At 69.4% G+C, this 22,100-nt stretch carries 17 protein-coding genes; 5 read left to right on the top strand and 12 right to left on the bottom strand.

Translation table 11 applies throughout. The annotated features are described in order from the left end of the window. Window positions 1-267: 267 nt before the first annotated feature. Window positions 268-1,326, top strand: coding sequence for an ABC transporter ATP-binding protein (locus ACH427_RS20910; protein ID WP_398871148.1), 1,059 nt, complete (start codon window positions 268-270; stop codon window positions 1,324-1,326). A 68-nt stretch (window positions 1,327-1,394) separates the two neighbouring features. Here the strand turns inward: ACH427_RS20910 and ACH427_RS20915 are convergent, their stop codons facing one another. From ACH427_RS20915 to ACH427_RS20970, 12 genes are all read right to left on the bottom strand, one after another. Further along, the gene (locus tag ACH427_RS20915; RefSeq protein ID WP_398871150.1) at window positions 1,395-2,435 is read right to left on the bottom strand and encodes an ABC transporter ATP-binding protein; all 1,041 of its coding nucleotides are present in this window, start codon (window positions 2,433-2,435) and stop codon (window positions 1,395-1,397) included. Next, window positions 2,425-3,426, bottom strand: coding sequence for an ABC transporter ATP-binding protein (locus ACH427_RS20920; protein WP_398871152.1), 1,002 nt, complete (start codon window positions 3,424-3,426; stop codon window positions 2,425-2,427). The genes ACH427_RS20915 and ACH427_RS20920 overlap by 11 nt, the downstream gene beginning before the upstream one ends. Window positions 3,427-3,437: 11 nt before the next feature. Next, window positions 3,438-4,409 carry an ABC transporter permease gene (locus ACH427_RS20925; protein WP_398871154.1) on the bottom strand — a complete coding sequence of 324 codons (972 nt, stop codon included), beginning with the start codon at window positions 4,407-4,409 and terminating at the stop codon, window positions 3,438-3,440. Next, a complete protein-coding gene (locus ACH427_RS20930; protein WP_398871156.1) occupies window positions 4,402-5,325 on the bottom strand; it encodes an ABC transporter permease in 924 nt (307 codons plus the stop codon). Before ACH427_RS20930 ends, ACH427_RS20925 begins: the two co-directional genes overlap by 8 nt. A gap of 66 nt (window positions 5,326-5,391) precedes the next feature. After that, window positions 5,392-7,008, bottom strand: a complete 1,617-nt coding sequence (locus ACH427_RS20935) for an ABC transporter substrate-binding protein (RefSeq protein ID WP_398871158.1) — start codon at window positions 7,006-7,008, stop codon at window positions 5,392-5,394. A 210-nt stretch (window positions 7,009-7,218) separates the two neighbouring features. Further along, window positions 7,219-8,370: an ABC transporter ATP-binding protein gene (locus ACH427_RS20940; protein WP_398871160.1), complete on the bottom strand. Its 1,152-nt coding sequence runs from the start codon at window positions 8,368-8,370 to the stop codon at window positions 7,219-7,221. Next, window positions 8,363-9,385 carry an ABC transporter ATP-binding protein gene (locus ACH427_RS20945; RefSeq protein ID WP_398871162.1) on the bottom strand — a complete coding sequence of 341 codons (1,023 nt, stop codon included), beginning with the start codon at window positions 9,383-9,385 and terminating at the stop codon, window positions 8,363-8,365. Before ACH427_RS20945 ends, ACH427_RS20940 begins: the two co-directional genes overlap by 8 nt. Before the next feature lie 11 nt (window positions 9,386-9,396). Further along, complete coding sequence (locus tag ACH427_RS20950) at window positions 9,397-10,362, bottom strand: ABC transporter permease (RefSeq protein WP_398871164.1); 966 nt, start codon at window positions 10,360-10,362, stop codon at window positions 9,397-9,399. Continuing rightward, complete coding sequence (locus ACH427_RS20955) at window positions 10,355-11,284, bottom strand: ABC transporter permease (RefSeq protein ID WP_398871167.1); 930 nt, start codon at window positions 11,282-11,284, stop codon at window positions 10,355-10,357. The genes ACH427_RS20950 and ACH427_RS20955 overlap by 8 nt, the downstream gene beginning before the upstream one ends. A gap of 141 nt (window positions 11,285-11,425) precedes the next feature. Beyond that, window positions 11,426-13,036, bottom strand: coding sequence for an ABC transporter substrate-binding protein (locus tag ACH427_RS20960; RefSeq protein WP_398871169.1), 1,611 nt, complete (start codon window positions 13,034-13,036; stop codon window positions 11,426-11,428). A 459-nt stretch (window positions 13,037-13,495) separates the two neighbouring features. After that, window positions 13,496-15,400: a translational GTPase TypA gene (typA, locus tag ACH427_RS20965; protein WP_398871171.1), complete on the bottom strand. Its 1,905-nt coding sequence runs from the start codon at window positions 15,398-15,400 to the stop codon at window positions 13,496-13,498. 207 nt (window positions 15,401-15,607) lie between these two features. Next, window positions 15,608-17,656 carry an ABC transporter substrate-binding protein gene (locus ACH427_RS20970; RefSeq protein WP_398871173.1) on the bottom strand — a complete coding sequence of 683 codons (2,049 nt, stop codon included), beginning with the start codon at window positions 17,654-17,656 and terminating at the stop codon, window positions 15,608-15,610. Window positions 17,657-17,961: 305 nt separating this feature from the next. Here ACH427_RS20970 and ACH427_RS20975 point away from each other — a divergent pair, with 305 nt between their 5' ends. From ACH427_RS20975 to ACH427_RS20990, 4 genes are all read left to right on the top strand, one after another. Then, window positions 17,962-18,246, top strand: coding sequence for a hypothetical protein (locus tag ACH427_RS20975; RefSeq protein ID WP_398871174.1), 285 nt, complete (start codon window positions 17,962-17,964; stop codon window positions 18,244-18,246). Window positions 18,247-18,302: 56 nt separating this feature from the next. Next, a complete protein-coding gene (locus tag ACH427_RS20980) occupies window positions 18,303-19,148 on the top strand; it encodes a hypothetical protein (protein ID WP_398871176.1) in 846 nt (281 codons plus the stop codon). Window positions 19,149-19,162: 14 nt separating this feature from the next. Further along, window positions 19,163-21,106 (top strand): fumarate reductase/succinate dehydrogenase flavoprotein subunit, encoded by a 1,944-nt coding sequence (locus ACH427_RS20985; RefSeq protein ID WP_398871178.1) that lies wholly within the window; start codon window positions 19,163-19,165, stop codon window positions 21,104-21,106. A 180-nt stretch (window positions 21,107-21,286) separates the two neighbouring features. Then, window positions 21,287-22,054, top strand: coding sequence for a succinate dehydrogenase/fumarate reductase iron-sulfur subunit (locus ACH427_RS20990; RefSeq protein WP_398871180.1), 768 nt, complete (start codon window positions 21,287-21,289; stop codon window positions 22,052-22,054). Window positions 22,055-22,100: the final 46 nt, after the last annotated feature.

Genomic DNA, 22,100 nt, shown 5'->3' on the forward strand with positions numbered 1-22,100 from the left:
CGGTGGCCCAGTCCCAGCCGATGTACACGAAAGAAGCACTCCTGTGTCGTACTCGGAGCACCTGCTCGGTGGTGAGGACGTCTGCCGGGAGCTCATTAATCGGCCCTCTGCGGGGCGTGTCCCTGAAGCCGATCAGACGGCCTCGGCCCGGTGGGGCCGGCGGAACTCATCGTGGCCGTCGAGCGGCTCGCGAACATGGCCGTGCACCCACCGGGACCGAGAGGTCACAACCCTACTCGTGAGGGCTGCAGAAAGGATGGTCCCGTAATGAGCGACCAGGTGTCCCCGGGCGAGCCGCTGCTCGTCGCCGAGGGGCTGACCAAGCACTTCCCGATCATGGGCGGCTTCCCGTTCCGCCGGAAGGTGGGGGCGGTGCAGGCCGTGGACGGCATCGACCTGACCGTACGGGCGGGCGAGAGCTTCGGCCTGGTCGGCGAGTCGGGCTGCGGCAAGTCCACCACCGGGCGGCTGCTCACCCGCCTGCTGGAGCCCACGGCCGGCCGGATCACCTATCAGGGCCGCGACATCACCCACGCGTCGCGTACGGAGCTGGCGCCGGTCCGCGCCCAGATCCAGATGATCTTCCAGGACCCGTACGCGTCCCTGAACCCCCGGCAGACCGTCGGCCGGATCATCTCCGGACCCATGGAGATCAACGGCATCCGGCCGCCCGGCGGCCGCGAGGCGCGCGTGCGCGAGCTCCTGGAGACCGTGGGGCTCAGCCCCGAGCACTACAACCGCTTCCCGCACGAGTTCTCCGGCGGCCAGCGGCAGCGCATCGGGGTGGCCCGCGCGCTCGCCCTGGAGCCGCGGCTGGTGGTGGCGGACGAGCCGGTGTCCGCGCTCGACGTGTCCATCCAGGCGCAGGTGGTCAACCTGCTCCGCTCCCTCCAGCGCGAGCTCGGCATCGCCTTCCTCTTCATCGCCCACGACCTCGCCGTGGTCCGGCACTTCTCGCAGCGCGTCGCCGTGATGTACCTCGGGCGCATCGTCGAGGTGGGCGACCGCGACGACATCTACCGCCGCCCGCGCCACCCTTACACCCACGCGCTGCTGTCCGCGGTCCCGGAGGGCTTCACCGCGGGCTCGCCGGTCCGCGAACGGATCCGCCTGGCGGGCGACGTCCCCTCCCCCATCAGCCCGCCCTCGGGGTGCCGCTTCCGGACGCGGTGCTGGAAGGCGCAGGCCCGGTGTGCGTCGGAGGAGCCTTCGCTTGTGCGCCTGGAAGGGAGCGGCTCAGCTCATTTGACGGCATGCCACTTCCCGGAGCCGCCGACGGTGGAGCGCGACCGGGAGGTGATCCTGGACCCGGCGCTGTCGGGATGACGTCGGCCGCGGGCCGCCTCGCGCCCGCGGCGGGCAGGGGAAAAAGCGCCGCAGGCCGGCAGCCCCCCTCACCCACCCCCCGGCACAACCCTCCGCTCCTCGGCGAAGTGGCACGCGGACTCATGCGTAGCCCCCCAACCCCCCTCCCGGAACCAGTCCGGCACCTCCAGTGGCGGCACCACCTCCGCGCACTTCGCCCGCGCCTTCCAGCACCGCGTCCGGAAGCGGCACCCGGACGGCGGCGCCGCGGGCGAGGGCACGTCGCCGGCCAGCAGGATCCGGTCGCGGCGCGCGCGGGCCCGGGGGTCCGGGACGGGGACGGCGGAGAGCAGGGCCTGGGTGTAGGGGTGCGTCGGGTGCTCGTAGATCTGCTCGTCCGTGCCCACCTCCGCGAGCCGCCCGAGATACATCACCGCGACCCGGTCGCAGATGTGCCGGACCACGGACAGGTCGTGGGCGATGAAGACGTACGACAGGTCGAACTCGTCCTGGAGCCGCTCCAGGAGGTTGACGACCTGGGCCTGCACGGAGACGTCCAGCGCGGAGACCGGCTCGTCGCAGACGATGATCTCCGGGCGCAGCGCGAGCCCGCGGGCGATGCCGATGCGCTGGCGCTGGCCGCCGGAGAACTGGTGCGGGTAGCGGTTGATGTATTCGGGGTTGAGGCCGACGACGTCCAGCAGGTCGCGGACCTTCTGCCGCCGGCTGCCCCTGGGCGCCACCTCGGGGTGGATCTCGAAAGGTTCGCCGATGATGTCGCCCACCGTCATCCGGGGGTTGAGCGAGGTGTAGGGGTCCTGGAAGACCATCTGGATGTTGCGGCGCACGGCCTTGAGCGCCCGCCCGGACAGCCGGGTGATGTCCTCTCCTTTGTAGCGGATCCGCCCGCTCGTCGGCCGTTCCAGGCTGACCAGCAGCTTGGCGACCGTCGACTTGCCGCAGCCGGACTCGCCGACGATGCCGAGCGTCTCGCCGCGCCGCAGGTCGAAGGAGACGCCGGAGACCGCCTGGACGGCGCCGACCTGCCGCTGGAAGACGATGCCCTGGGTCAGCGGGTAGTGCTTGACGAGGTCGCGTACCTCCAGGATCACCTCGCCGTCAGCTCTCATCGAGGGTGTCCTTCCAGAAGTGGCAGGCGCTGGTCCGGCCGGGGGCGACGGTGAAGAGCGGTGGCCGGTCGGTGCGGCAGATGTCCTGGGCGCGGGGGCAGCGGGGGTTGAAGGGGCAGCCGGGCGGGATGGCGGTCAGGTTGGGCGGCAGCCCCTTGATCGCGTAGAGCTGCTTGCCCTTGCGGTCCAGGCGCGGGATGGAGTCGAGGAGGCCACGGGTATAGGGGTGGGCGGGCGCGGCGTAGAGGTCGAGGACGGGGGCGGTCTCGACGATGCGGCCCGCGTACATCACGGCGATCTTGTCGGCGACGTCCGCCACGACACCCAGGTCGTGGGTGATGAGGACGAGACCCATGTCGTACTCGCGCTGGAGCTCGGCCAGCAGGTCCATCACCTGCGCCTGGACGGTCACGTCCAGGGCCGTGGTGGGCTCGTCCGCGATGACGAGGGCGGGTTCCAGGGCGATCGCCATCGCGATCATGATGCGCTGGCGCATGCCGCCGGAGAACTGGTGCGGGTAGTCGCCCACCCGGTCCTTGGCCGCCGGGATGCGGACCCGGTCCATCAGCTGGACCGCCTTGGCCCGCGAGTCCTTGCGGGTCATCCCCTCGTGCACCTCGAACATCTCGCTGAGCTGGGCGCCCACGCTCAGCACGGGGTTGAGCGAGGAGAGGGCGTCCTGGAAGATCATGGCGAGCTTGGCGCCCCGTACGCGGCGGCGCGTCTCGGCGGGCATGGTCAGCAGGTCCTGGCCGCGGAAGAAGACCTGGCCGCCGGTGACATGGCCCGGTGGTGAGTCGAGGATGCCCATGATCGCCTGTGCGGTCACCGACTTGCCCGAGCCCGACTCCCCCAGCACGGCGAGTGTCTCGCCCTCCCGGACGCTGTAGTCGACGCCGTTGACCGCCTTGGCCACGCCCTCGCGGGTGCGGAACTCGACCTGGAGGTCGCGTACGTCCAGCAGGACCGGCTGTGCTTCCTGGTGCTCCATCCGCCCGCTCCTCAGCGCAGTTTGGGGTCGAGGGCGTCGCGCACCGCGTCGCCGAGCATGATGAACGCCAGCACCGTGATGCTCAGTGCTCCCGCGGGCCACAGCAGCATGTGCGGGGCGTTGCGGATCTGGACGGAGGCGTTGGAGATGTCGATGCCCCAGGAGACGGTGGGCGGTTTGAGCCCGACGCCGATGAAGGACAGCGTCGCCTCCAGGGCGATGTAGGTGCCGAGCGCGATGGTCGCCACGACGATGACCGGCGCCACGGCGTTGGGCGCGATGTGCCGCAGCAGCATCCGCCCGTTGCCGGCGCCGAGCGCCCGCGCGGCCTGGACGTAGTCGTTCTGCTTCGCGGTGACGACGGCGCCGCGGGCGATGCGGGAGATCTGCGGCCAGCCCAGCAGCACGATGAACCCGACGACGGGCCACACCGATCCGCTGGTGACCACCGAGAGGAAGACCAGCCCGCCCAGGATGATCGGGATGCCGAAGAAGACGTCGGCGAGGCGGGAGAGCAGCGCGTCCCACCAGCCGCCGTAGAAGCCCGCGAGCCCGCCGAGGACGCTGCCGAGCAGGGTGGCCCCGGCCGTGGCGCAGATGCCGACGGTGATGGAGGCGCGCGCGCCGTGGACCGTACGGGTGTAGACGTCGCAGCCCTGGGCGTCGTAGCCGAAGGGGTGGCCGGGCGCGGAACCGTCCTGGGCCTTGGCGAGGTCGCACTGGAGCGGGTTCCCGCTCGCGATCATCTCCGGCCAGACGGCGATCAGGACCAGAAAGAGGATGATCAGCGCCGAGACCACGAAGACGGGGTTGCGGCGCAGGTCCTGCCAGGCGTCCGACCACAGGCTGCGGGGCTTGCCCGTGGGCACGCCGGCGGTCGGCGGCGGGCCCTTCTCCAGCGTCTCCGCCTCGCTGGTGGCCAGGCTCATCGCGCCGCCCCCGGCGGGGGTGATGGCGTCCTGCGGCTCGGGGGACTCAGGCATAGCGGATCCTCGGGTCGAGCACGGCGTAGAGGAGGTCGACCAGCAGATTGGCCACCAGGAAGACGATGACCAGGATCGTCACGAAGCCCACCACGGTCGGCGAGTTCTGCCGCAGGATGCCCTGGAACAACTGGTAGCCGACGCCGTGGATGTTGAAGATCCGCTCGGTGACGATGGCGCCGCCCATCAGCGCCCCGATGTCGGTGCCGATGAAGGTGACGACGGGGATCAGGGAGTTGCGCAGCAGGTGCCGGGTGATGATCCGGCCCCGCGGCAGGCCCTTGGCGACGGCCGTGCGGATGTAGTCCGCGCGGGAGTTCTCCGCGATGGACGTCCGCGTCAGCCGGGTGACGTACGCCAGCGAGGTCAGGCCCAGCACCACCCCCGGCAGGAGCAGCTCGTCGAGCGGGGCGTCGGGCGAGACCGACGGCGAGGCCAGCCCCCATCTCACGCCGAAGAGGAACTGCAGCACATAGCCGCTGACGAAGGTCGGGATGGAGACCACGACGAGGGTGAGCAGCAGCACCGAGGTGTCCACCGAGCGGCCGCGGCGCAGCCCGCTGAGGACGCCGAGCACGAGGCCCACGACGATCTCGAAGACGATGGCGGTGAGCGTGAGGCGCAGCGTCACCGGAAAGGCGCCCGCCATCAGCTCGGTGACCTTCTGGCCGTTGAAGGCCGTGCCGAAGTCACCGGTGAGGATCTGCCCCATGTAGTGCAGGTACTGCTTCCACAGCGGCGCGTCGAGATAGAGCTCCTGGCGGATCCGCGCGGCGGTCGCGGGGTCGGGCGCCTTGTCGCCGAAGAGCGCGGCGACGGGGTCGCCCAGCGTGTAGACCATGAAGAAGATCAGGAACGTGCTGCCGATGAACACCGGGATCATCTGGAGCAGCCGCCGGATCACATACCGTCCCATGAGGGCTCCGGGGGTCGTGGCGGGAGGCCCGGTCGGGCCGGGCCTCCCGGTCCGTACGAAGGCTCGTCAGCTGACCTTGATCTGCTCGTAGACGGGCACGCTGAAGGGATTGAGCGTGACCTCGGAGAGCTTCTCGGAATAGCCGGCGCTGCCGTTCTGGTACCACAGCGGAATGGCCGGCATCTGCTCGGCGAGGATCTTCTCGGCGTCCTGGAACGTGGCGTCCGCCTTGTCCGCCGAGCTTTCCGCGTTGGCCTCGTCGACGAGCTTGTCGAACCGCGGGTCCGAGAATTTCCCGTAGTTCGACGAGGCGTCGGTGTAGTAGAGCGGTTGCAGGAAGTTCTGGATGAGCGGGTAGTCCATCTGCCAGCCCGAGCGGAAGGGCCCGGTCATCCGCTGCTCGGCGGTCTGGTTCCGGAAGTCCGCGAAGGTGCCGATGGGGTTGACGGTGCACGCCCGGTCGTTGCCCAGGGCGTTGTTGATGCTGTTGCAGACGGCGTCCATCCACACGCGGTGCGAGCCGGTGTCGACATTGGAGGTGAGGGTGACCCGGCCGCCGGGCAGCCCGCCGCCGTCCTGGATCAGCTTCTTCGCCATGGCGGCGTCGTAGGTGCAGGCGTCACCGCACAGGCCCGATTTGTAGCCGCCCGCCTCGCCGAGGGCCGGGGAGGTCCAGTCGGTCGCGGGGGTGCGGGTCTTGCGGTAGATCTGATCGGTGATCTGGTCGCGGTTGACGGCCATGGACAGCCCCCGGCGGACCTTCTCCATCCCGGGCTTCGACCAGGCCGGGTCGTACATCGGGAAGGCCAGGGTCTGGATGATGCCGGCCGGCTGGTTGATGTAGCGGTCACCGAGGTCCTTCTTGACGTTCTTCAGCTGGGCGCTCGGAATGTCGTCGACCAGGTCGAGGTTCCCGGCCTGGAGATCGGTGTAAGCGGTGTTGTTGTCGGTGTAGACCCGCAGTTCCACGCCCTTGTTCTGCGCCTTGTCGGGGCCCGGATAGGCGTCCCATTTCAGGAGCTTCATCGACGAACCCTTGTTGTAGGAGTCGATGACGTACGGGCCGTTGCCGATGGGCTTCTTCAGCCAGGCGGCGTGGTTCTCGAAGAAGGCCGCGGGCAGCGGGGCGTAGGCGGCGTAGCCGAGGGTGTCGGGCCAGGTGGAGAACTTCGTCCGCAGCTTGACCGTGAAGGTCCTGTCGTCCTTCACGGACAGGCCGGGGAGAGTCTTCGAGGTCGCCGTCCCACTGGCCGGGTGGACCTTTTCGTAGCCGTCGATATACGCGAAGAAGGAGGCGTTCTTCTGTTTGTTGTCGATCAGGGCCGCGTAGTTCCAGGCGTCCACGAAGGATTTCGAGGTGACCTTCTCGCCATTGCTGAAGGTCCAGCCGTCCTTGACGGTGATGGTGAAATTCTGCTGGTCGGAGGTCTCGATCCGGTCGGCGAGCACGTTCTCCGCCGCGCCGCTCCTGGGGTCGTACCGCTTGAGCCCGCGGAAGATCATGTCCAGCACCTTGCCGCCCTGGACCTCGTTGGTGTCGGCGGGCTCCAGCTGATTCTGCGGATCCCCCCAGGAGGCCCGCACGACCCCGGCGCCGTCGCTGCTGCCTCCCCCGCACCCCGACGCCACCAGCGCCATCGCCACCACACAGACGCCCCACCGGACACACGCGACTCCCCGCATGGGGCCCTCCTCGTCCTCAGCCTTGCTTAGGACGAGATAACACCCCATGTGGTGACTTCATGAGGCTCTCTGGGTGCCGGGTGGCGCAGAAACCGCCCGTATGCGTGAGTGCGGGCACGCGTGAACGCCGGGCGGGCCGGAGATCCGGCCCGCCCGGCGTTCACGGGGACAAAGGCCCGGGACGGATCCCGGCCCGGGGTGTGCGGACGGCTACGCCGCCGGAACCACCTGCCGCTCCTCGGCGAAGTGGCACGCCGACTCGTGCGCGGCCGGGGTGTCCTTGCCCTGGTAGACCTCGGGAATCGCGAGCAGCGGGAGCTCCTCCGCGCACCTGTCCTGCGCCTTCCAGCAGCGCGTGCGGAAGCGGCAGCCGGACGGCGGGTTCGCCGGGGAGGGCACGTCGCCGGTCAGGATGATCCGCTCCCGGCCCTCGCGCGCCTCCGGGTCGGGCACGGGCACGGCGGAGAGCAGCGCCTGGGTGTAGGGGTGCGTCGGGTGCTCGTAGATCTGCGCGTCCGTGCCGATCTCGGCCATCTTGCCGAGGTACATCACGCCGACCCGGTCGGAGATGTGCCGGACGATGGACAGGTCGTGCGCGATGAAGATGTAGGAGAGGTTGAACTCGTCCTGGAGCTTCTCCATCAGGTTGATGACCTGCGCCTGCACGGAGACGTCCAGCGCGGAGACCGGCTCGTCGCAGACGATGATCTCCGGGTTGAGCGCGAGGCCGCGGGCGATGCCGATGCGCTGGCGCTGGCCGCCGGAGAACTGGTGCGGGTAGCGGTTGATGTATTCGGGGTTGAGCCCGACGACGTCCAGCAGCTCCTGCACCCGCTTGCGCCGGTCGCCCTTCGGGGCCACCTCGGGGTGGATCTCGAAGGGCTCGCCGATGATGTCACCGACGGTCATCCGGGGGTTGAGCGAGGTGTAGGGGTCCTGGAAGACCATCTGGATGTTGCGGCGCACGGCCTTCAGCGCGCGCCCGGACAGCTTGGTGATGTCCTGGCCCTTGTAGAAGACCTCACCCGAGGTGGCCGTCTCCAGGGTCATCAGCAGCTTGGCGACCGTCGACTTGCCGCAGCCGGACTCGCCGACGATGCCGAGCGTCTCGCCCTGGTAGAGGTCGAAGGTGATGCCATCGACGGCCTTGACGGCGCCGACCTGCCGCTTGAAGAGGATGCCCTGCGTCAGCGGGAAGTGCTTGACGAGGTTGCGGACCTGGAGGATGGGCTCACCGCGGTCCACGGGGGCGTCGAGGACCGCCGCGACCTCCGCGGTCGTGCTCGCGTCGGTGGCGACGACCTCGGAGACATTGGGCGTCGGCTCCGCCACGGCCTCGTCCTTCTTGCCGGTCTCAGCCATGGATCGTCTCCTTCCAGAAGTGGCACGCGCTGCCGCGGCCGGCGAGCGACGCGCCGTCCCGCTCGGTCACCTGGTGCAGGGCGGGCACGTCCGTACGGCAGATGTCCTGTGCCTGGGGACAGCGGGGGTTGAACGCGCACCCGCTCGGGATGGCGAGCAGGTTGGGCGGCAGCCCCTTGATCGCGTAGAGCTCCTGCCCCTTCTGGTCCAGCCGCGGGATCGAGTCCAGCAGGCCGCGCGAGTAGGGGTGGGCGGGACGCTTGTAGAGCTCGTGGACGGGCGCGGTCTCGACGATGCGGCCCGCGTACATCACGGCGATCTTGTCGGCGACGTCCGCGACGACACCCAGGTCGTGGGTGATGAGGATGAGGCCCATGTTGAACTCGCGCTGGAGCTCGGCCAGCAGGTCCATCACCTGCGCCTGGACGGTCACGTCCAGGGCCGTGGTGGGCTCGTCCGCGATGATCAGGTCGGGCTCCAGGGCCAGCGCCATCGCGATCATGATGCGCTGGCGCATGCCGCCGGAGAACTGGTGCGGATAGTCGCCCACCCGCTCCTTGGCCGCCGGGATGCGCACCCGGTCCATCAGCTCGATGGCCTTGGCCCTGGCCTCCTTCTTGGACATCCCCTTGTGCACCCGGAACATCTCACCGAGCTGATAGCCGACGCTGAGCACCGGGTTCAGGGAGGACAGGGCGTCCTGGAAGATCATGGCGATCTTGGCACCCCGGATCTTCCGCCGCTCCTCGGGGGACATCTTCAGCATGTCCTGGCCGCGGAAGAGGATCTCACCCTGCGGGATCTTCCCGGGCGGCATGTCGAGGATGCCCATGATGGCCTGCGCCGTCACGGACTTGCCGGAGCCGGACTCGCCGAGCACGGCGAGCGTCTCGCCGGAGTCCACGGAGTAGTTGACACCGTTGACGGCCTTGGCGACGCCGTCGCGGGTGTGGAACTCCACGTGCAGGTCACGGACTTCGAGCAGGGGCGCTTTCTGGGCGTTCTTGTCGGTCACGTACGCCTCCCTCAGCGCAGCTTGGGGTCGAGGGCGTTGCGGACCGCATCGCCGAGCATGATGAAGGCCAGCACCGTGATCGAGACCATCAGCGCCGGGAACAGCAGGACGTGCGGCGCGTTGCGCAACTGGTCCTTGCCGGCGGAGATGTCGATGCCCCAGGAGATGGCCGGGTCGGCCAGGCCGATGCCCAGGTAGGACAGCGTGGCCTCGGACGAGATGTAGCCGCCGAGCGCGATGGTCGCGACCACGATCACCGGTGCGACGGCATTGGGCAGGATGTGCCGCAGCAGGATCCTGCTGGTGCCGGCGCCGAGGGCCTTGGCTGCCACGACGTAGTCCGACTGCTTGCAGGAGATCACCGACCCACGCATGACACGGGCGATCTGCGTCCAGCCCAGGAAGGCCAGTGCCCCCGAGACCACCCAGACGGAGCGTACGTCGAAGGAGGTGAGCGCGACCATGGCGCCGAGCAGGAAGGGGATGCCCGCGAAGATGTCGGTGATCCGGGAGAGCAGGCTGTCGAACCAGCCGCCGAAATATCCGGCCAGCATGCCGACGAGACCGCCGAAGAGGGTGACGGCGAGCGTGACCACGACTCCGACGGTCACGGAGGCCCGCGCGCCGTAGACCATGCGCGCCCAGATGCTGCGGCCCTGGCCGTCGTAGCCGAGCCAGTCGCCCGAGAAGACGTTGCCGTAGTCCGGCTGCTTGAGGAAGGAACCGCTCAGGTTCCCGTCGCGCGGCGAGGTGTCGGTGAACAGTCCCGGGGCAACGGTCATCACCAGGAGCAGCAGGATCAGCACGGCGGACGCGACGAACAACGGGTTGCGGCGGAGGTCACGCCAGGCGTCGGACCACAGACTGCGCGGCTTGCCGCTCGAACTGCCGCCACTCTTGGGCGTGTTGTCCGCCTTCACGACCTTCTCCTCAGCGGCCGACGGCGTCATGACGGTGCCTTCGGTTGCCTCAGGCATAACGGATCCTCGGGTCCAGGACCGCGTAAAGCAGGTCGACGATCAGGCTGGCCAGGAGATAGACGATGATGAGCAGAGTGGCGACACCGGTGACGGTGGAGCCCTCGTGACGGTTGAGCGCCTCGTAGATGACGCGTCCGACACCGTTGATGTTAAAGATGCCCTCGGTGACGACGGCGCCTCCCAGCAGGGCACCGAGGTCGGTGCCGAGGAACGTCACCACGGGGATCAGCGAGTTGCGCAGCAGGTGCACGCCGACGACGCGGCGCCGCGGCAGTCCCTTGGCGACGGCGGTACGGATGTAGTCCGCGCGCATGTTCTCCGCGATGGAGGTCCGGGTCAGCCTGGTGACGTACGCGAGGGACAACGAGCCCAGCACGACGGCCGGCATGAACAACTGCCCGAAGTCCTCGGAGTTCTGGACCGTGGGCGTCAGCCATCCCAGCTTCATGGCGAACAGGAACTGGAACGCGTAGCCGAGCACGAAGGACGGCACGGACACCAGCAACAGGGTGAAGAAGAGCACCCCCTTGTCCAGCCAGCGATCGGCGCGCAGGCCGGCCAGCACACCGAGGCTGATGCCGACGACCACGGTGAAGACGAACGCGAACAGCGCCAGTCGGATGGTCACCGGAAAGGCATCGGCGATCACATCGGCCACAGGTCTCTGACTGGCTATCTGGGTGCCGAAGTCGCCCTGGAACAGCCCGCTCAGGTAGTTCCAGTACTGGTGCCAGAGCGGCAGGTCGAGCCCGAGGTCGTGCTTGACCCGGGCGATCTGCGTCGTGTCGATGGCCTGCTCTCCCCACATCGCCCGCACGGGATCACCGGGCAGGGCGTGCATCATGAGGAAGATCAGCAAGGTTGACCCCAGGAAGACCGGGATCATCTGGAGCAGTCGCCGCGCGACAAAGCGCCCCATGGTGCCTCCATATGGATAACGACGGCACCGGGGGCCGCGCCGGCAGCCGGGCTGCCGGGCGGCCCCCGGAACCTTCCCGCCCGTACCGGATTACGGGGGTGGCGGGGGAACCGGTTGCGGATGGTTCCGCGAGTGCGGGGACTACTTGGGGGTGATCTCGGTGACGACCGGGTCGCCGCGGAAGTCGAACTTCACGTTCTCGACCTTCTTGGAGAACCCGGCGTTGGCCTTGTAGTTCCACAGCGGGATGGCCGGCATCTTCTGCGCCATGGCCTTCTCGGCCTCCTGGTAGAGCTTGACCGACTCGTCCAGGGTCTTGGCGTTGTCGCCCTTGTCGAAGAGCTCGTCGATGCCCTTGTCCGAGAAGTGGCCGCTGTTGGCCTCGGCGTCGCTGCGGTAGAGCTCACGCATGAAGTTGACGTTCAGCGGGTAGTCGGCGACCCAGCCACCGCGGTACATCGCCTTGACCTGCTTCTGGTCGCGGGCGTCGAGGTCGGCCTGGAAGTCCGGCTTGGCGTCGCCGAGGCACTCGATGCCGGTGTTCTGGCGGATGTTCTGGCACACGGCGGTGATCCACTCCTTGTGGCCACCGTCACCGTTGTACTGGATCCAGATCTTGTTGCCCGGGACGCCGCCGCCCTCCTTGATGAGCTCCTTGGCCTTCGTCGGGTCGAACTTGAAGACGTCGACGCCGAGGTCGGTCTGGTTGCCCATGACACCCGGCGCCGTGAAGCTCGTGGCGGGGACGCGGGTGTTGTTGAGGACCGTCTTGGTGATGGTCGGCCTGTCGATGGCCATCGACAGGCCCTGGAGCACCTTGGGGTTGACGTTCTTGAACGGCTCGCTGTAGAAGGCCGGGACGATGCTCTGAACGGCCGCGTAGGGCTGATCGATCGCCCGGTCGCCCAGGTCCGACTTGTACTTCGGCAGGTCCTTGGGGCCGACCTGGCGGATCACGTCGAGGTTGTCGGAGAGCAGGTCCTGGTAGGCGGCCTCGACGGTCGAATACGCCTTGAACTGCACGCCCTTGTTCTTGGGCTTGTCGTCACCCTTGTAGCCGTCGTAGACGCCGACCTGGATGAGCTTCTTGTGCTCCCACTTCTCGAACTTGTACGGGCCCTGGCCGATCGGCTTCTGGCCGGCCGCCTTGGGGTCCTTGAAGAACTCCTTCGACTGCGGCATGAACGGCACGTAGCCCAGCTTGTACTCGAAGTACGGGACGGCGTGGCCGAGTTCGACCGTGAAGGTGGTCTCGTCCACGGCCTTGAGGCCCGACATCTTGTCGGCCTTCGGGTCGCCCTTCTCCGGGTGGACGTCCTCGTAGCCCTTGATGTCGTTGAACCAGAGGCTGTCCTTCTGGTTGTTCTTGACGTTGGCGGCCCAGTTCCACGCGTCGATGTACGACTGCGAGGTGACCTTCTCGCCGTTGTGGAACGTCCAGCCGGACTTGATCTTGATCGTCCAGGTCTTGGAGTCCTCCGTCGAGATCTTCTCGGCGGCGTCGTTCACGATCTTGCCCTGGTCGCCGAACTTCACCAGCGGCGAGTAGAGCGCGGTGACGACCTGGTGGCCGAAGGTCTCGTTGACGTCCGAGGGGATGAGCGGGTTCTGCGGCTCACCGTTGTCCATGGAGACATAACCCTGGGGTTTGCCCGAGTCTGACGAGCTGTCGGATCCACCGCCACAAGCCGTCGCGGCCATGGCCACGACTATCGCGCTTGTGACCCACTTCGCACTCTTGGCACCGCGCATGGGTATGCCTCCTCAGGAGTCCACTGTCCACTACAAGAGAGGCACCGGTCCCACGCTGACACCCCTGACAGCGGAGACGGAACCGGTACCCCGAGTGTGCTCGTGAGTCGGCGCTCCCCACAGCGCGTGACCCATTGACCCGAGCTCAATGAACCCAACTATTGAGTACGTCCGGCTTGTAAACCACACTTAAAGGGTCTCGCTTTGGTCACATCGATCACATTCGCCTGTCCGAAATCCGGACAAAGCGAGGAGAGACAGACACCCGCGAAACGGACTGTTAACACAACAACTGCTGTTGTCTGTCCGCTATTCGGACACTCGTGGGGTAAACCTGGCACTTAATCACTTGCCCGAAAGGCCGGCGGTGCCCACCCCGAGCATGCCAGAGGCCCGGCGCCACCACCGGTGAAAGTGGTGAAGCCGGGCCCCAGGAAAACTGCCGGTGCGTCAGACGCGTCAGCGCTTGGCGCGGGAGGCGGTGCGGCCGCGCTCCTTCTGGTCCAGGACGACCTTGCGGATGCGGACGGCCTCCGGGGTCACCTCGACGCACTCGTCGTCGCGGCAGAACTCCAGGGACTGCTCCAGCGACAGCTTGCGCGGCGGGACGATCGCCTCGAAGGAGTCGGCGGAGGAGGAGCGCATGTTGGTGAGCTTCTTCTCCTTGGTGATGTTGACGTCCATGTCGTCGGCGCGGGAGTTCTCGCCGACGATCATGCCCTCGTAGACCTCGGTGCCCGGGTCCGTGAAGAGGACGCCGCGCTCCTGGAGGTTCGTCATCGCGAAGGCGGTGACGGCACCGGCGCGGTCGGCGACCAGGGAGCCGTTGTTACGGGTCTTCAGCTCGCCGAACCACGGCTCGTGGCCCTCGTGGATGGAGTGGGCGATGCCGGTGCCGCGGGTGTTCGTCAGGAACTCCGTACGGAAGCCGATCAGGCCGCGGGACGGGACGACGAACTCCATGCGGACCCAGCCGGAGCCGTGGTTGGACATGTTGTCCATCCGGCCCTTGCGGGTGCCCATGAGCTGCGTGACCGCGCCCATGTGCTCCTCGGGCACGTCGACCGTCAGGCGCTCGACCGGCTCGTAGGTCTTGCCGTCGACCTGCTTGGTGACGACCTGCGGCTTGCCGATCGTCATCTCGAAGCCCTCGCGGCGCATCTGCTCGACCAGGATGGCCAGCGCCAGCTCACCGCGGCCCTGCACCTCCCAGGCGTCGGGGCGCTCGGTGTCCAGGACGCGCAGCGAGACGTTACCGACCAGCTCGCGGTCCAGGCGGTCCTTGACCTGGCGGGCGGTGACCTTGCGGTCCTTGACCGCGGACTTGGCATCCGCGCCCTTGCCGGTGCCGCCACGGCCGACCAGCGGCGAGGTGTTGGTGCCGATGGTCATGGAGATCGCCGGCTCGTCGACCGTGATCAGCGGCAGCGCGATCGGGTTCTCCGGGTCGGCCAGGGTCTCGCCGATCATGATGTCGGGGATACCGGCGACGGCGCAGATGTCACCCGGGCCGGCCATCTCGGCGGGCTTGCGGGTGAGGGCCTCGGTCATCATCAGCTCGGTGATGCGGACGTTGGCGATGGTGCCGTCACGCTTGATCCACGCGACCGTCTGGCCCTTGCGCAGCTCGCCCTGCTCGACGCGGAGCAGCGCGATGCGGCCGAGGAAGTTGTCGGCGTCGAGGTTGGTGACGTGCGCCTGGAGCGGCGCCTCCTCGTCGAACGTCGGGGCCGGGACGTGCTCCAGGATCGTGGAGAAGAACGGCTCCAGGTTGGTGCTGTCCGCGGGGACGGTGCCGTCCTCCGGCTTGGTCAGCGAGGCGACGCCGTCACGGCCGCAGGCGTAGACGATCGGGAACTCGATCTGGTCCTCGTCGGCGTCCAGGTCGAGGAAGAGGTCGTACGTCTCGTTGACGACCTCGTCGATGCGGGAGTCCGGGCGGTCCGTCTTGTTGATGCACAGGATGACCGGCATCCGCTTGGCGAGCGCCTTGCGCAGCACGAAGCGGGTCTGGGGCAGCGGGCCCTCGGAGGCGTCGACGAGCAGCACGACCGCGTCGACCATCGACAGACCGCGCTCGACCTCGCCACCGAAGTCGGCGTGGCCGGGGGTGTCGATGATGTTGATCGTGATCGGGTCCCCGCCGTCCTTGGGGTGATACTTCACCGCCGTGTTCTTGGCGAGGATCGTGATGCCCTTCTCACGCTCCAGGTCGTTCGAGTCCATGACGCGGTCGTCGACGGACTCGAGCTGGTGCGCGGCGAAGGCACCGGCCTGCTTGAGCATGGCATCGACGATGGTCGTCTTGCCGTGGTCGACGTGGGCGACGATGGCGACGTTTCGAATGTCGTGGCGCGTGGGCACTTGCGGCGCTTCTCCCGGAATCGTGGATGGCGACGCGTACGGTCCGGTACGCGCGCCTGCCGGGCAGGACACGCCACGGCCTATCAACTCCATGGTACGGGCCCGCGCCGACTTCGGCGGCCCGGGGATGCGTACGGGTGTTCTGACCTGCGGTAATTCCATCGGCCCGGCCGCCGGAACGAGCCCCTCCGGCGGCCGCGCGCCCGGTCAGGCGCGGAAGCCCAGGTCCTGGTAGCGCGGGGTGGCGAAGCCGAAGGCCCCGGCGTTGACCACGGTGCCGCGGGCTGCGACGAGCTCGGGCCGCTGATAGAGGGGGATGGAGCCGGCCGCCGCCCAGATCCGGGCGTCCGCGCGGTCGACCAGGTCGTGGGAGACGTCCGCGTCCAGCTCCGTGGACGCCTGCTCGAAGAGCTGGTCGATCTGGTCCGTGCCGACCCGGGTGTAGTTCTGCTCCACCAGCAGCGAGCCGTCGGCCGCGGGCTGCGGCTTGGCGAAGACGGGCCGGGCGTCGGTCGCGGGGAAGGCCGTGGTGGGCCAGGAGTAGAGGGCGAGGTCGTAGCTGCCCGCGGCGATGTGGTCCTTGAAGTAGCCCGCGTCGGCGACCTTCGTGATGTCGGTCTGGATGCCGACCGCCTCCAGGCGCCGGGCGATGCGGTCGCCGACGGCCCGCAGCGGCTCGGCGGCCGCGCCCTCCGGAAGGATGAAGCGGAGGCTGAGCTTCTTGCCGTCCTTCATCCGGACCGGGGCGGCGATGGCCTTGCCGCCGGCGTCGCGGGGGGCCTTCTCGTCGACGTCGCCGGGCTGGCCCGTGCGCTCCTCGCGCTCCTGCCGCTCCGCGGCCGACTCCTCGCCGGGCTCGGCGGCCGGTTCGTCGGCGGTCCGGGTGTCCTCCTCGTCCTCCGTGGGCTCGGTGCCGCGGTCCGGGCGCCCCGCCTTGTCCGCCTCGGCCTGCTTCTTCGACAGGGCCGAGCCGTGGACGCCCTTCTGCTGCCAGCCCGCGTCGCCGAGCAGGGCCTCGGCGGCCTTGGGGTCGGGCCCGCCGATGGCGTCGCTGTTGTCCTCGTACCCCTGCTGTCCCGCCATGTAGAAGTGGCTGCCGAGCGGGTCGGCGGGCAGGCCCAGCGGGCGCAGCACCACCTCGGCGAGGTCCTTGCGGTCGATGGCGCGGGCGACCGCGCGGCGCACCCGCTCGTCGGCCAGCGGGCCGGAGGCGCCGTTCAGGGCGAGCTGGGTGTAGGCGGGCTCCAGGGACTTGCGCACGGTCAGCCCGCGCAGCGCCTCGGCCTCGGGGGGCCTGCCCACCACGGCGCGGTTGCCCTTCTCCCCCTCCCCCTTCTCCCCCTTCTTCAGCGGCTTGTTCGCGGCGATGATCCGGTGCGCGACGGAGGGGCTCACGTCGGCGAGGTCGAGCTTGCCGTCCGCCAGCTCGTCGGCGCGCTCGCCGGGCGGCACCGCGCGCAGCACGAGGCGGTCGAGCTTGGCCCGGTCGCCCCACCACTTCGGGTCGCGTACGAGCGTGAGCGTGCCCTCGTCCTTGTCCCGGGAGTCGACCCGGAAGGGGCCCGCGGAGACCTTCAGCTCGTTGCGGGCGCCGTCGTTGAAGCCGCCCGGGCTGCCCATCACGGACTTCGGGTAGAGCGGGGTGAAGAGCGAGGCCCAGTCGGCGAAGGGCTTGGCGAAGGTGACCTTGACCTCGTGGGCGTCCGTGCCCCGCTCGACGCGGTCGATCCGGTCGTAGCCGGCGTTGCGCGCCGTCCAGTAGGCGCTGTCCTTGCCGCGCAGCGCCTTCCACTGGGCCTCGAAGTCGGCGGCCGACAGGGCCTTGCCGTCGCTCCAGGCCGCCCTGGGGTTGAGCTTGTAGACGACGACCTGCCGGGGCTCGCGCTCGGCGACGGTGGCGGAGGTGAGGTAGTCGGCGTTGCGCTGCGGGCGCCCGCTCCGGTCCATGGTGAACAGCGCGGGCAGCACCGCTCCGGCGACGCGCTGGGTGGTGGGGTCGGCGTCGGCCTGGAAGGTGTTGAAGGTCGCGGGCAGCGCGTCCACCGCCCAGCGCAGGGTGCCGCGGTCGGCGACCTTGGCGCGCGGGGCGGCGGCGATGTCCGGCGGGGTGACGGAGCCCTCGGCGCCGTCGTGGCCCCCGCCGCCGCAGCCGGCCAGGACGGGCAGCGGGAGCAGGACGCCCGCGGCGAGCAGCACGGCGGAGCGGCCCGTGCGGGACCGGGTCAGGGTCGTCAGGGGTGCCGAGAGGGGGGCCATGGGATACCTCCGCCGGACTGGGCTGCCGCCGGATGGCTCGTCCGGCGCAATGCGCGGTTGATCGCATCTACCGACAACCACTCAAAGCGACGGGCATGGCGAAGGGGCGCCGACACGGCGCCGCCGGGCCGCACGCCACCCACGTGGCGGAACGGCGCCCAGGCCCCCGAACGTGGTGCGGCGCCTCCCCCGACGGCGCGATCGCGAACGCTATCTTCCCCCGGAGGGGTGTGACGCGCGACACTCACTGTCGCAACACCGTCGTCACCCGCAACCGCCGATCGCGGAAGTGAGGGCAAGGACCCATGTCCCTGAACGATGAAGTGACGGCAGTCCAGCGCTGCCTGGACGACCTCGGCCGCGCGCTCGCCCGGCTGGAACCCCTCCTGGGCACCCGGGACCTTGAGCTGCGGCGCGTGCGCACCGACGCCGCCCACCTGCGCGAGAGCGTCACGCTCCTGCGCTCCGCCCACGCCACCGGCCAGCCCCGCCCCGAGCCGGTCCCGGTGCCCGACGCCCCGTACGACGCCTCGCTGTGGAAGGACGCCGACGAGGAGGGGCTCGGGGCCCGCGACCGGCACGCCCCCTGACACCCCCGGGCAGCGCGGCGAGACACCGACCACCCACTCCTCCCCGGAGTCCCACTTTGGCCACTGGTACCGATCCCCGGACAGGCACCGCCACCGCCCCCAGCCAGTCCCCCGGTGGCGTGCACCACGCGTCGCGCGCCTCGATCGCCCCCCGCCACCTGCGCACCGACCGCTGGTGGCTCGCGCCCGCGGCCACGGCCGCCGGGCTGCTGGCGTTCGTCGTCTACTCCACCTGGCGCGCCTTCGCGAACGGCGACTACTACGCCGCCCCGTACGTCTCGCCGTTCTACTCCCCCTGCATCGCGAAGAACTGCGTCCCCATGAAGGACGGCGCGGACTGGGGCCTCTTCGGCTCCTGGTGGGGCCTGTCGCCGGCCCTGCTGGTCCTGATCTTCCCGCTGGGCTTCCGGCTGACCTGCTACTACTACCGCAAGGCTTACTACCGCGGCTTCTGGGCCTCGCCCCCGGCCTGCGCGGTCGCGGAGCCGCACAAGAAGTACACCGGCGAGACCCGCTTCCCGCTGATCCTGCAGAACGTCCACCGCTACTTCTTCTACTTCGCGGTGATCGTCGCGGGCATCCTCACGTACGACACCGTCCTCGGCTTCCGCGACGCGCGGGGCGAGTGGGGTCACATGGGGCTCGGCACGCTCGTGCTGCTCGCCAACATCGCCCTGATCTGGGCGTACACCCTCTCCTGCCACTCCTGCCGGCACATCGTCGGCGGCCGGCTGCGCAATTTCTCCAAGCACCCCGTGCGCTACCGCATGTGGGGCTGGGTCAGCGCGCTGAACGCCCGCCACATGCTGCTCGCCTGGGCCTCCCTGGTCAGCGTGGCGGTCGCCGACTTCTACGTCTATCTCGTCGCCAGCGGCGCCTTCGACGATCCGCGCTTTTTCTAGAGAGGGGCATGTTGATGTCGCGTACGGCCCGGCAATCCTGGGACGTCGTCGTGGTCGGTGCCGGAGGCGCGGGGCTGCGGGCCGCCATCGAGGCCCGGGAGCAGGGCCTGCGCTGCGCGGTGATCTGCAAGTCGCTGTTCGGCAAGGCCCACACGGTCATGGCCGAGGGCGGCATCGCCGCCAGCATGGGCAATGTCAACCAGGGCGACAACTGGCAGGTCCACTTCCGCGACACCATGCGCGGCGGCAAATTCCTCAACCAGTGGCGGATGGCCGAGCTGCACGCCCAGGAGGCGCCCGAGCGGGTCTGGGAGCTGGAGACCTGGGGCGCGGTCTTCGACCGCACCGCCGACGGCCGGATCTCGCAGCGCAACTTCGGCGGCCACGAGTACCCGCGGCTGGCACACGTCGGCGACCGTACGGGCCTGGAGCTGATCCGCACCCTCCAGCAGAAGATCGTCTCGCTCCAGCAGGAGGACCACCGGGAGAGTGGTGACTACGAGTCCCGGCTGAAGGTCTTCCAGGAGTGCACGGTCACGCGCCTGCTCAAGAGCGGTGAGCGGATCTCCGGCGTCTTCGGCTACGAGCGCGAGTCCGGCCGCTTCTTCACCATCGAGGCCCCGGCCGTGGTGCTGGCCACCGGCGGCATCGGCAAGTCCTTCAAGGTGACGTCCAACTCCTGGGAGTACACGGGCGACGGGCACGCGCTCGCGCTGCTCGCCGGGGCGTCGCTGATCAACATGGAGTTCGTGCAGTTCCACCCCACCGGCATGGTCTGGCCGCCGTCCGTCAAGGGCATCCTGGTCACCGAGTCCGTGCGCGGTGACGGCGGGGTGCTGCGCAACAGCGACGGCAAGCGGTTCATGTTCGACTACGTCCCGGACGTCTTCAAGGAGAAGTACGCGGAGTCCGAGGAGGAGGGCGACCGCTGGTACCAGGACCCCGACCACAACCGCCGCCCGCCGGAGCTGCTCCCCCGCGACGAGGTGGCCCGTGCCATCAACTCCGAGGTGAAGGCGGGCCGCGGCAGCCCGCACGGCGGGGTCTTCCTGGACATCTCCAGCAGGCTGCCCGCCGAGGACATCCGCCGCAAACTCCCCTCCATGCATCACCAGTTCAAGGAGCTGGCGGACGTGGACATCACCGCCGAGCCGATGGAGGTCGGGCCCACCTGCCACTACGTGATGGGCGGGGTGGACGTCGACCCGGACACGGCGGCGGCGGTCGGCGTGCCCGGCCTCTTCGCCGCGGGCGAGGTTGCGGGCGGCATGCACGGCTCCAACCGGCTGGGCGGCAACTCCCTCTCCGACCTGCTGGTCTTCGGGCGGCGGGCCGGGCTCCACGCCGCGCGCTACGCGGCGGGGCTCGCGGCGGCGGACCGGCCGGCCGTGTCCGACACCGAGGTCGAGGCGGCGGAGGCGGAGGCGCTGCGCCCGTTCGGCGCCGAGGGCGGCGACCCGGCCGTCTCGCAGGGGCCTGCGGAGAATCCGTACACCCTCCACCAGGAGCTCCAGCAGTCGATGAACGACCTGGTGGGCATCATCCGCAAGGGCCCCGAGATGTCGGAGGCGCTGCGCCGGCTCGCGGCGCTGCGGGACCGCTCCCGGCGGGCGGGGGTGGAGGGGCACCGGCAGTTCAACCCCGGCTGGCACCTGGCCCTGGACCTGCGGAACATGCTGCTGGTCAGCGAGTGCGTGGCGCGCGCGGCCCTGGAGCGCACGGAGAGCCGGGGCGGGCACACGCGCGACGACCACCCGGCGATGGACCGGCAGTGGCGGCGGGTGAACCTCGTCTGCCGGCTGTCGGAGGAGAGCCCGGGCTCCGCGGCGGCCGATCCCCTGCTGGGGCTGGTGCGGGTGGCCCGGCGCGAGATGCCGCCGATCCGCGGCGACCTGCTGGCGCTCTTCGAGAAGGAGGAGCTGGTGAAGTATCTGACCGACGAGGAGCTGACTACGTGAGCGTCGCACGCGTGGCCGCCGGGCCGCGGACGAACACGAAACCCGCACCTCCGCGCCACGCGGGCGGAGAAGCGAACAGGAGGCAGGGGTGAGCGTCGCACGCGTGGCCGCCGGGCCGCGGACGAACACGAAACCCGCACCTCCGCGCCACGCGGGCGGAGAAGCGAACAAGGAGAGCGCGTGAGCTACGACGCCCATTTCCGGGTCTGGCGGGGTGATGCGGACGGGGGACAACTCGTCGACTACACCGTGGCCGTCAACGAGGGTGAGGTGGTCCTCGACGTCATCCACCGGCTCCAGGCCACCGAGGCCGCCGACCTGGCCGTCCGGTGGAACTGCAAGGCGGGCAAGTGCGGTTCGTGCAGCGCGGAGATCAACGGCAGGCCGCGGCTGATGTGCATGACCCGGATGTCCTCCCTCGATCCGGACGCGACGGTGACGGTGACCCCGATGCGGGCCTTCCCGGTGCTGCGGGACCTGGTGACGGACGTGTCCTTCAATTACGCGAAGGCGCGCGAGGTGCCCGCCTTCGTGCCGCCGCCGGGAGTGGCGGCCGGGGACTACCGGATGCGGCAGGAGGACGTCGGCCGGTCGCAGGAGTTCCGCAAGTGCATCGAGTGCTTCCTGTGCCAGGACACCTGCCACGTGGTGCGCGACCACGAGGAGAACAAGACCGCCTTCGCCGGACCCCGCTTCCTGATGCGCGTCGCCGAGCTGGACATGCACCCCCTGGACGCGGCGGCGGAGGCGGGCATCGACCGCAAGCGCGCCGCGCAGGACGAGCACGGCCTGGGCTACTGCAACATCACCAAGTGCTGCACGGAGGTCTGCCCCGAGCACATCAAGATCACGGACAACGCGCTGATCCCGCTCAAGGAGCGGGCCGCCGACCGTAAGTACGACCCACTGGTGTGGCTGGGCAACAAGATCCGGCGCCGCGGGGAGTGAGCCCGGCGCGAGCCGGGCGCGAATACGCTCCGTGGAGGGCTCCGAG

This window comes from Streptomyces sp. NPDC020379 (assembly GCF_044387105.1).
GTDB lineage: Bacteria > Actinomycetota > Actinomycetes > Streptomycetales > Streptomycetaceae > Streptomyces.

What these genes read in the sequence shown, in the direction of transcription:
- ACH427_RS20910 (WP_398871148.1), top strand. Translation starts at nt 268, where the DNA reads ATGAGCGACCAGGTGTCCCCGGGCGAGCCGCTGCTCGTCGCCGAGGGG.
- ACH427_RS20915 (WP_398871150.1), bottom strand. Translation starts at nt 2,435, where the DNA reads ATGAGAGCTGACGGCGAGGTGATCCTGGAGGTACGCGACCTCGTCAAG.
- ACH427_RS20920 (WP_398871152.1), bottom strand. Translation starts at nt 3,426, where the DNA reads ATGGAGCACCAGGAAGCACAGCCGGTCCTGCTGGACGTACGCGACCTC.
- ACH427_RS20925 (WP_398871154.1), bottom strand. Translation starts at nt 4,409, where the DNA reads ATGCCTGAGTCCCCCGAGCCGCAGGACGCCATCACCCCCGCCGGGGGC.
- ACH427_RS20930 (WP_398871156.1), bottom strand. Translation starts at nt 5,325, where the DNA reads ATGGGACGGTATGTGATCCGGCGGCTGCTCCAGATGATCCCGGTGTTC.
- ACH427_RS20935 (WP_398871158.1), bottom strand. Translation starts at nt 7,008, where the DNA reads ATGCGGGGAGTCGCGTGTGTCCGGTGGGGCGTCTGTGTGGTGGCGATG.
- ACH427_RS20940 (WP_398871160.1), bottom strand. Translation starts at nt 8,370, where the DNA reads ATGGCTGAGACCGGCAAGAAGGACGAGGCCGTGGCGGAGCCGACGCCC.
- ACH427_RS20950 (WP_398871164.1), bottom strand. Translation starts at nt 10,362, where the DNA reads ATGCCTGAGGCAACCGAAGGCACCGTCATGACGCCGTCGGCCGCTGAG.
- ACH427_RS20955 (WP_398871167.1), bottom strand. Translation starts at nt 11,284, where the DNA reads ATGGGGCGCTTTGTCGCGCGGCGACTGCTCCAGATGATCCCGGTCTTC.
- ACH427_RS20960 (WP_398871169.1), bottom strand. Translation starts at nt 13,036, where the DNA reads ATGCGCGGTGCCAAGAGTGCGAAGTGGGTCACAAGCGCGATAGTCGTG.
- ACH427_RS20970 (WP_398871173.1), bottom strand. Translation starts at nt 17,656, where the DNA reads ATGGCCCCCCTCTCGGCACCCCTGACGACCCTGACCCGGTCCCGCACG.
- ACH427_RS20975 (WP_398871174.1), top strand. Translation starts at nt 17,962, where the DNA reads ATGTCCCTGAACGATGAAGTGACGGCAGTCCAGCGCTGCCTGGACGAC.
- ACH427_RS20985 (WP_398871178.1), top strand. Translation starts at nt 19,163, where the DNA reads ATGTCGCGTACGGCCCGGCAATCCTGGGACGTCGTCGTGGTCGGTGCC.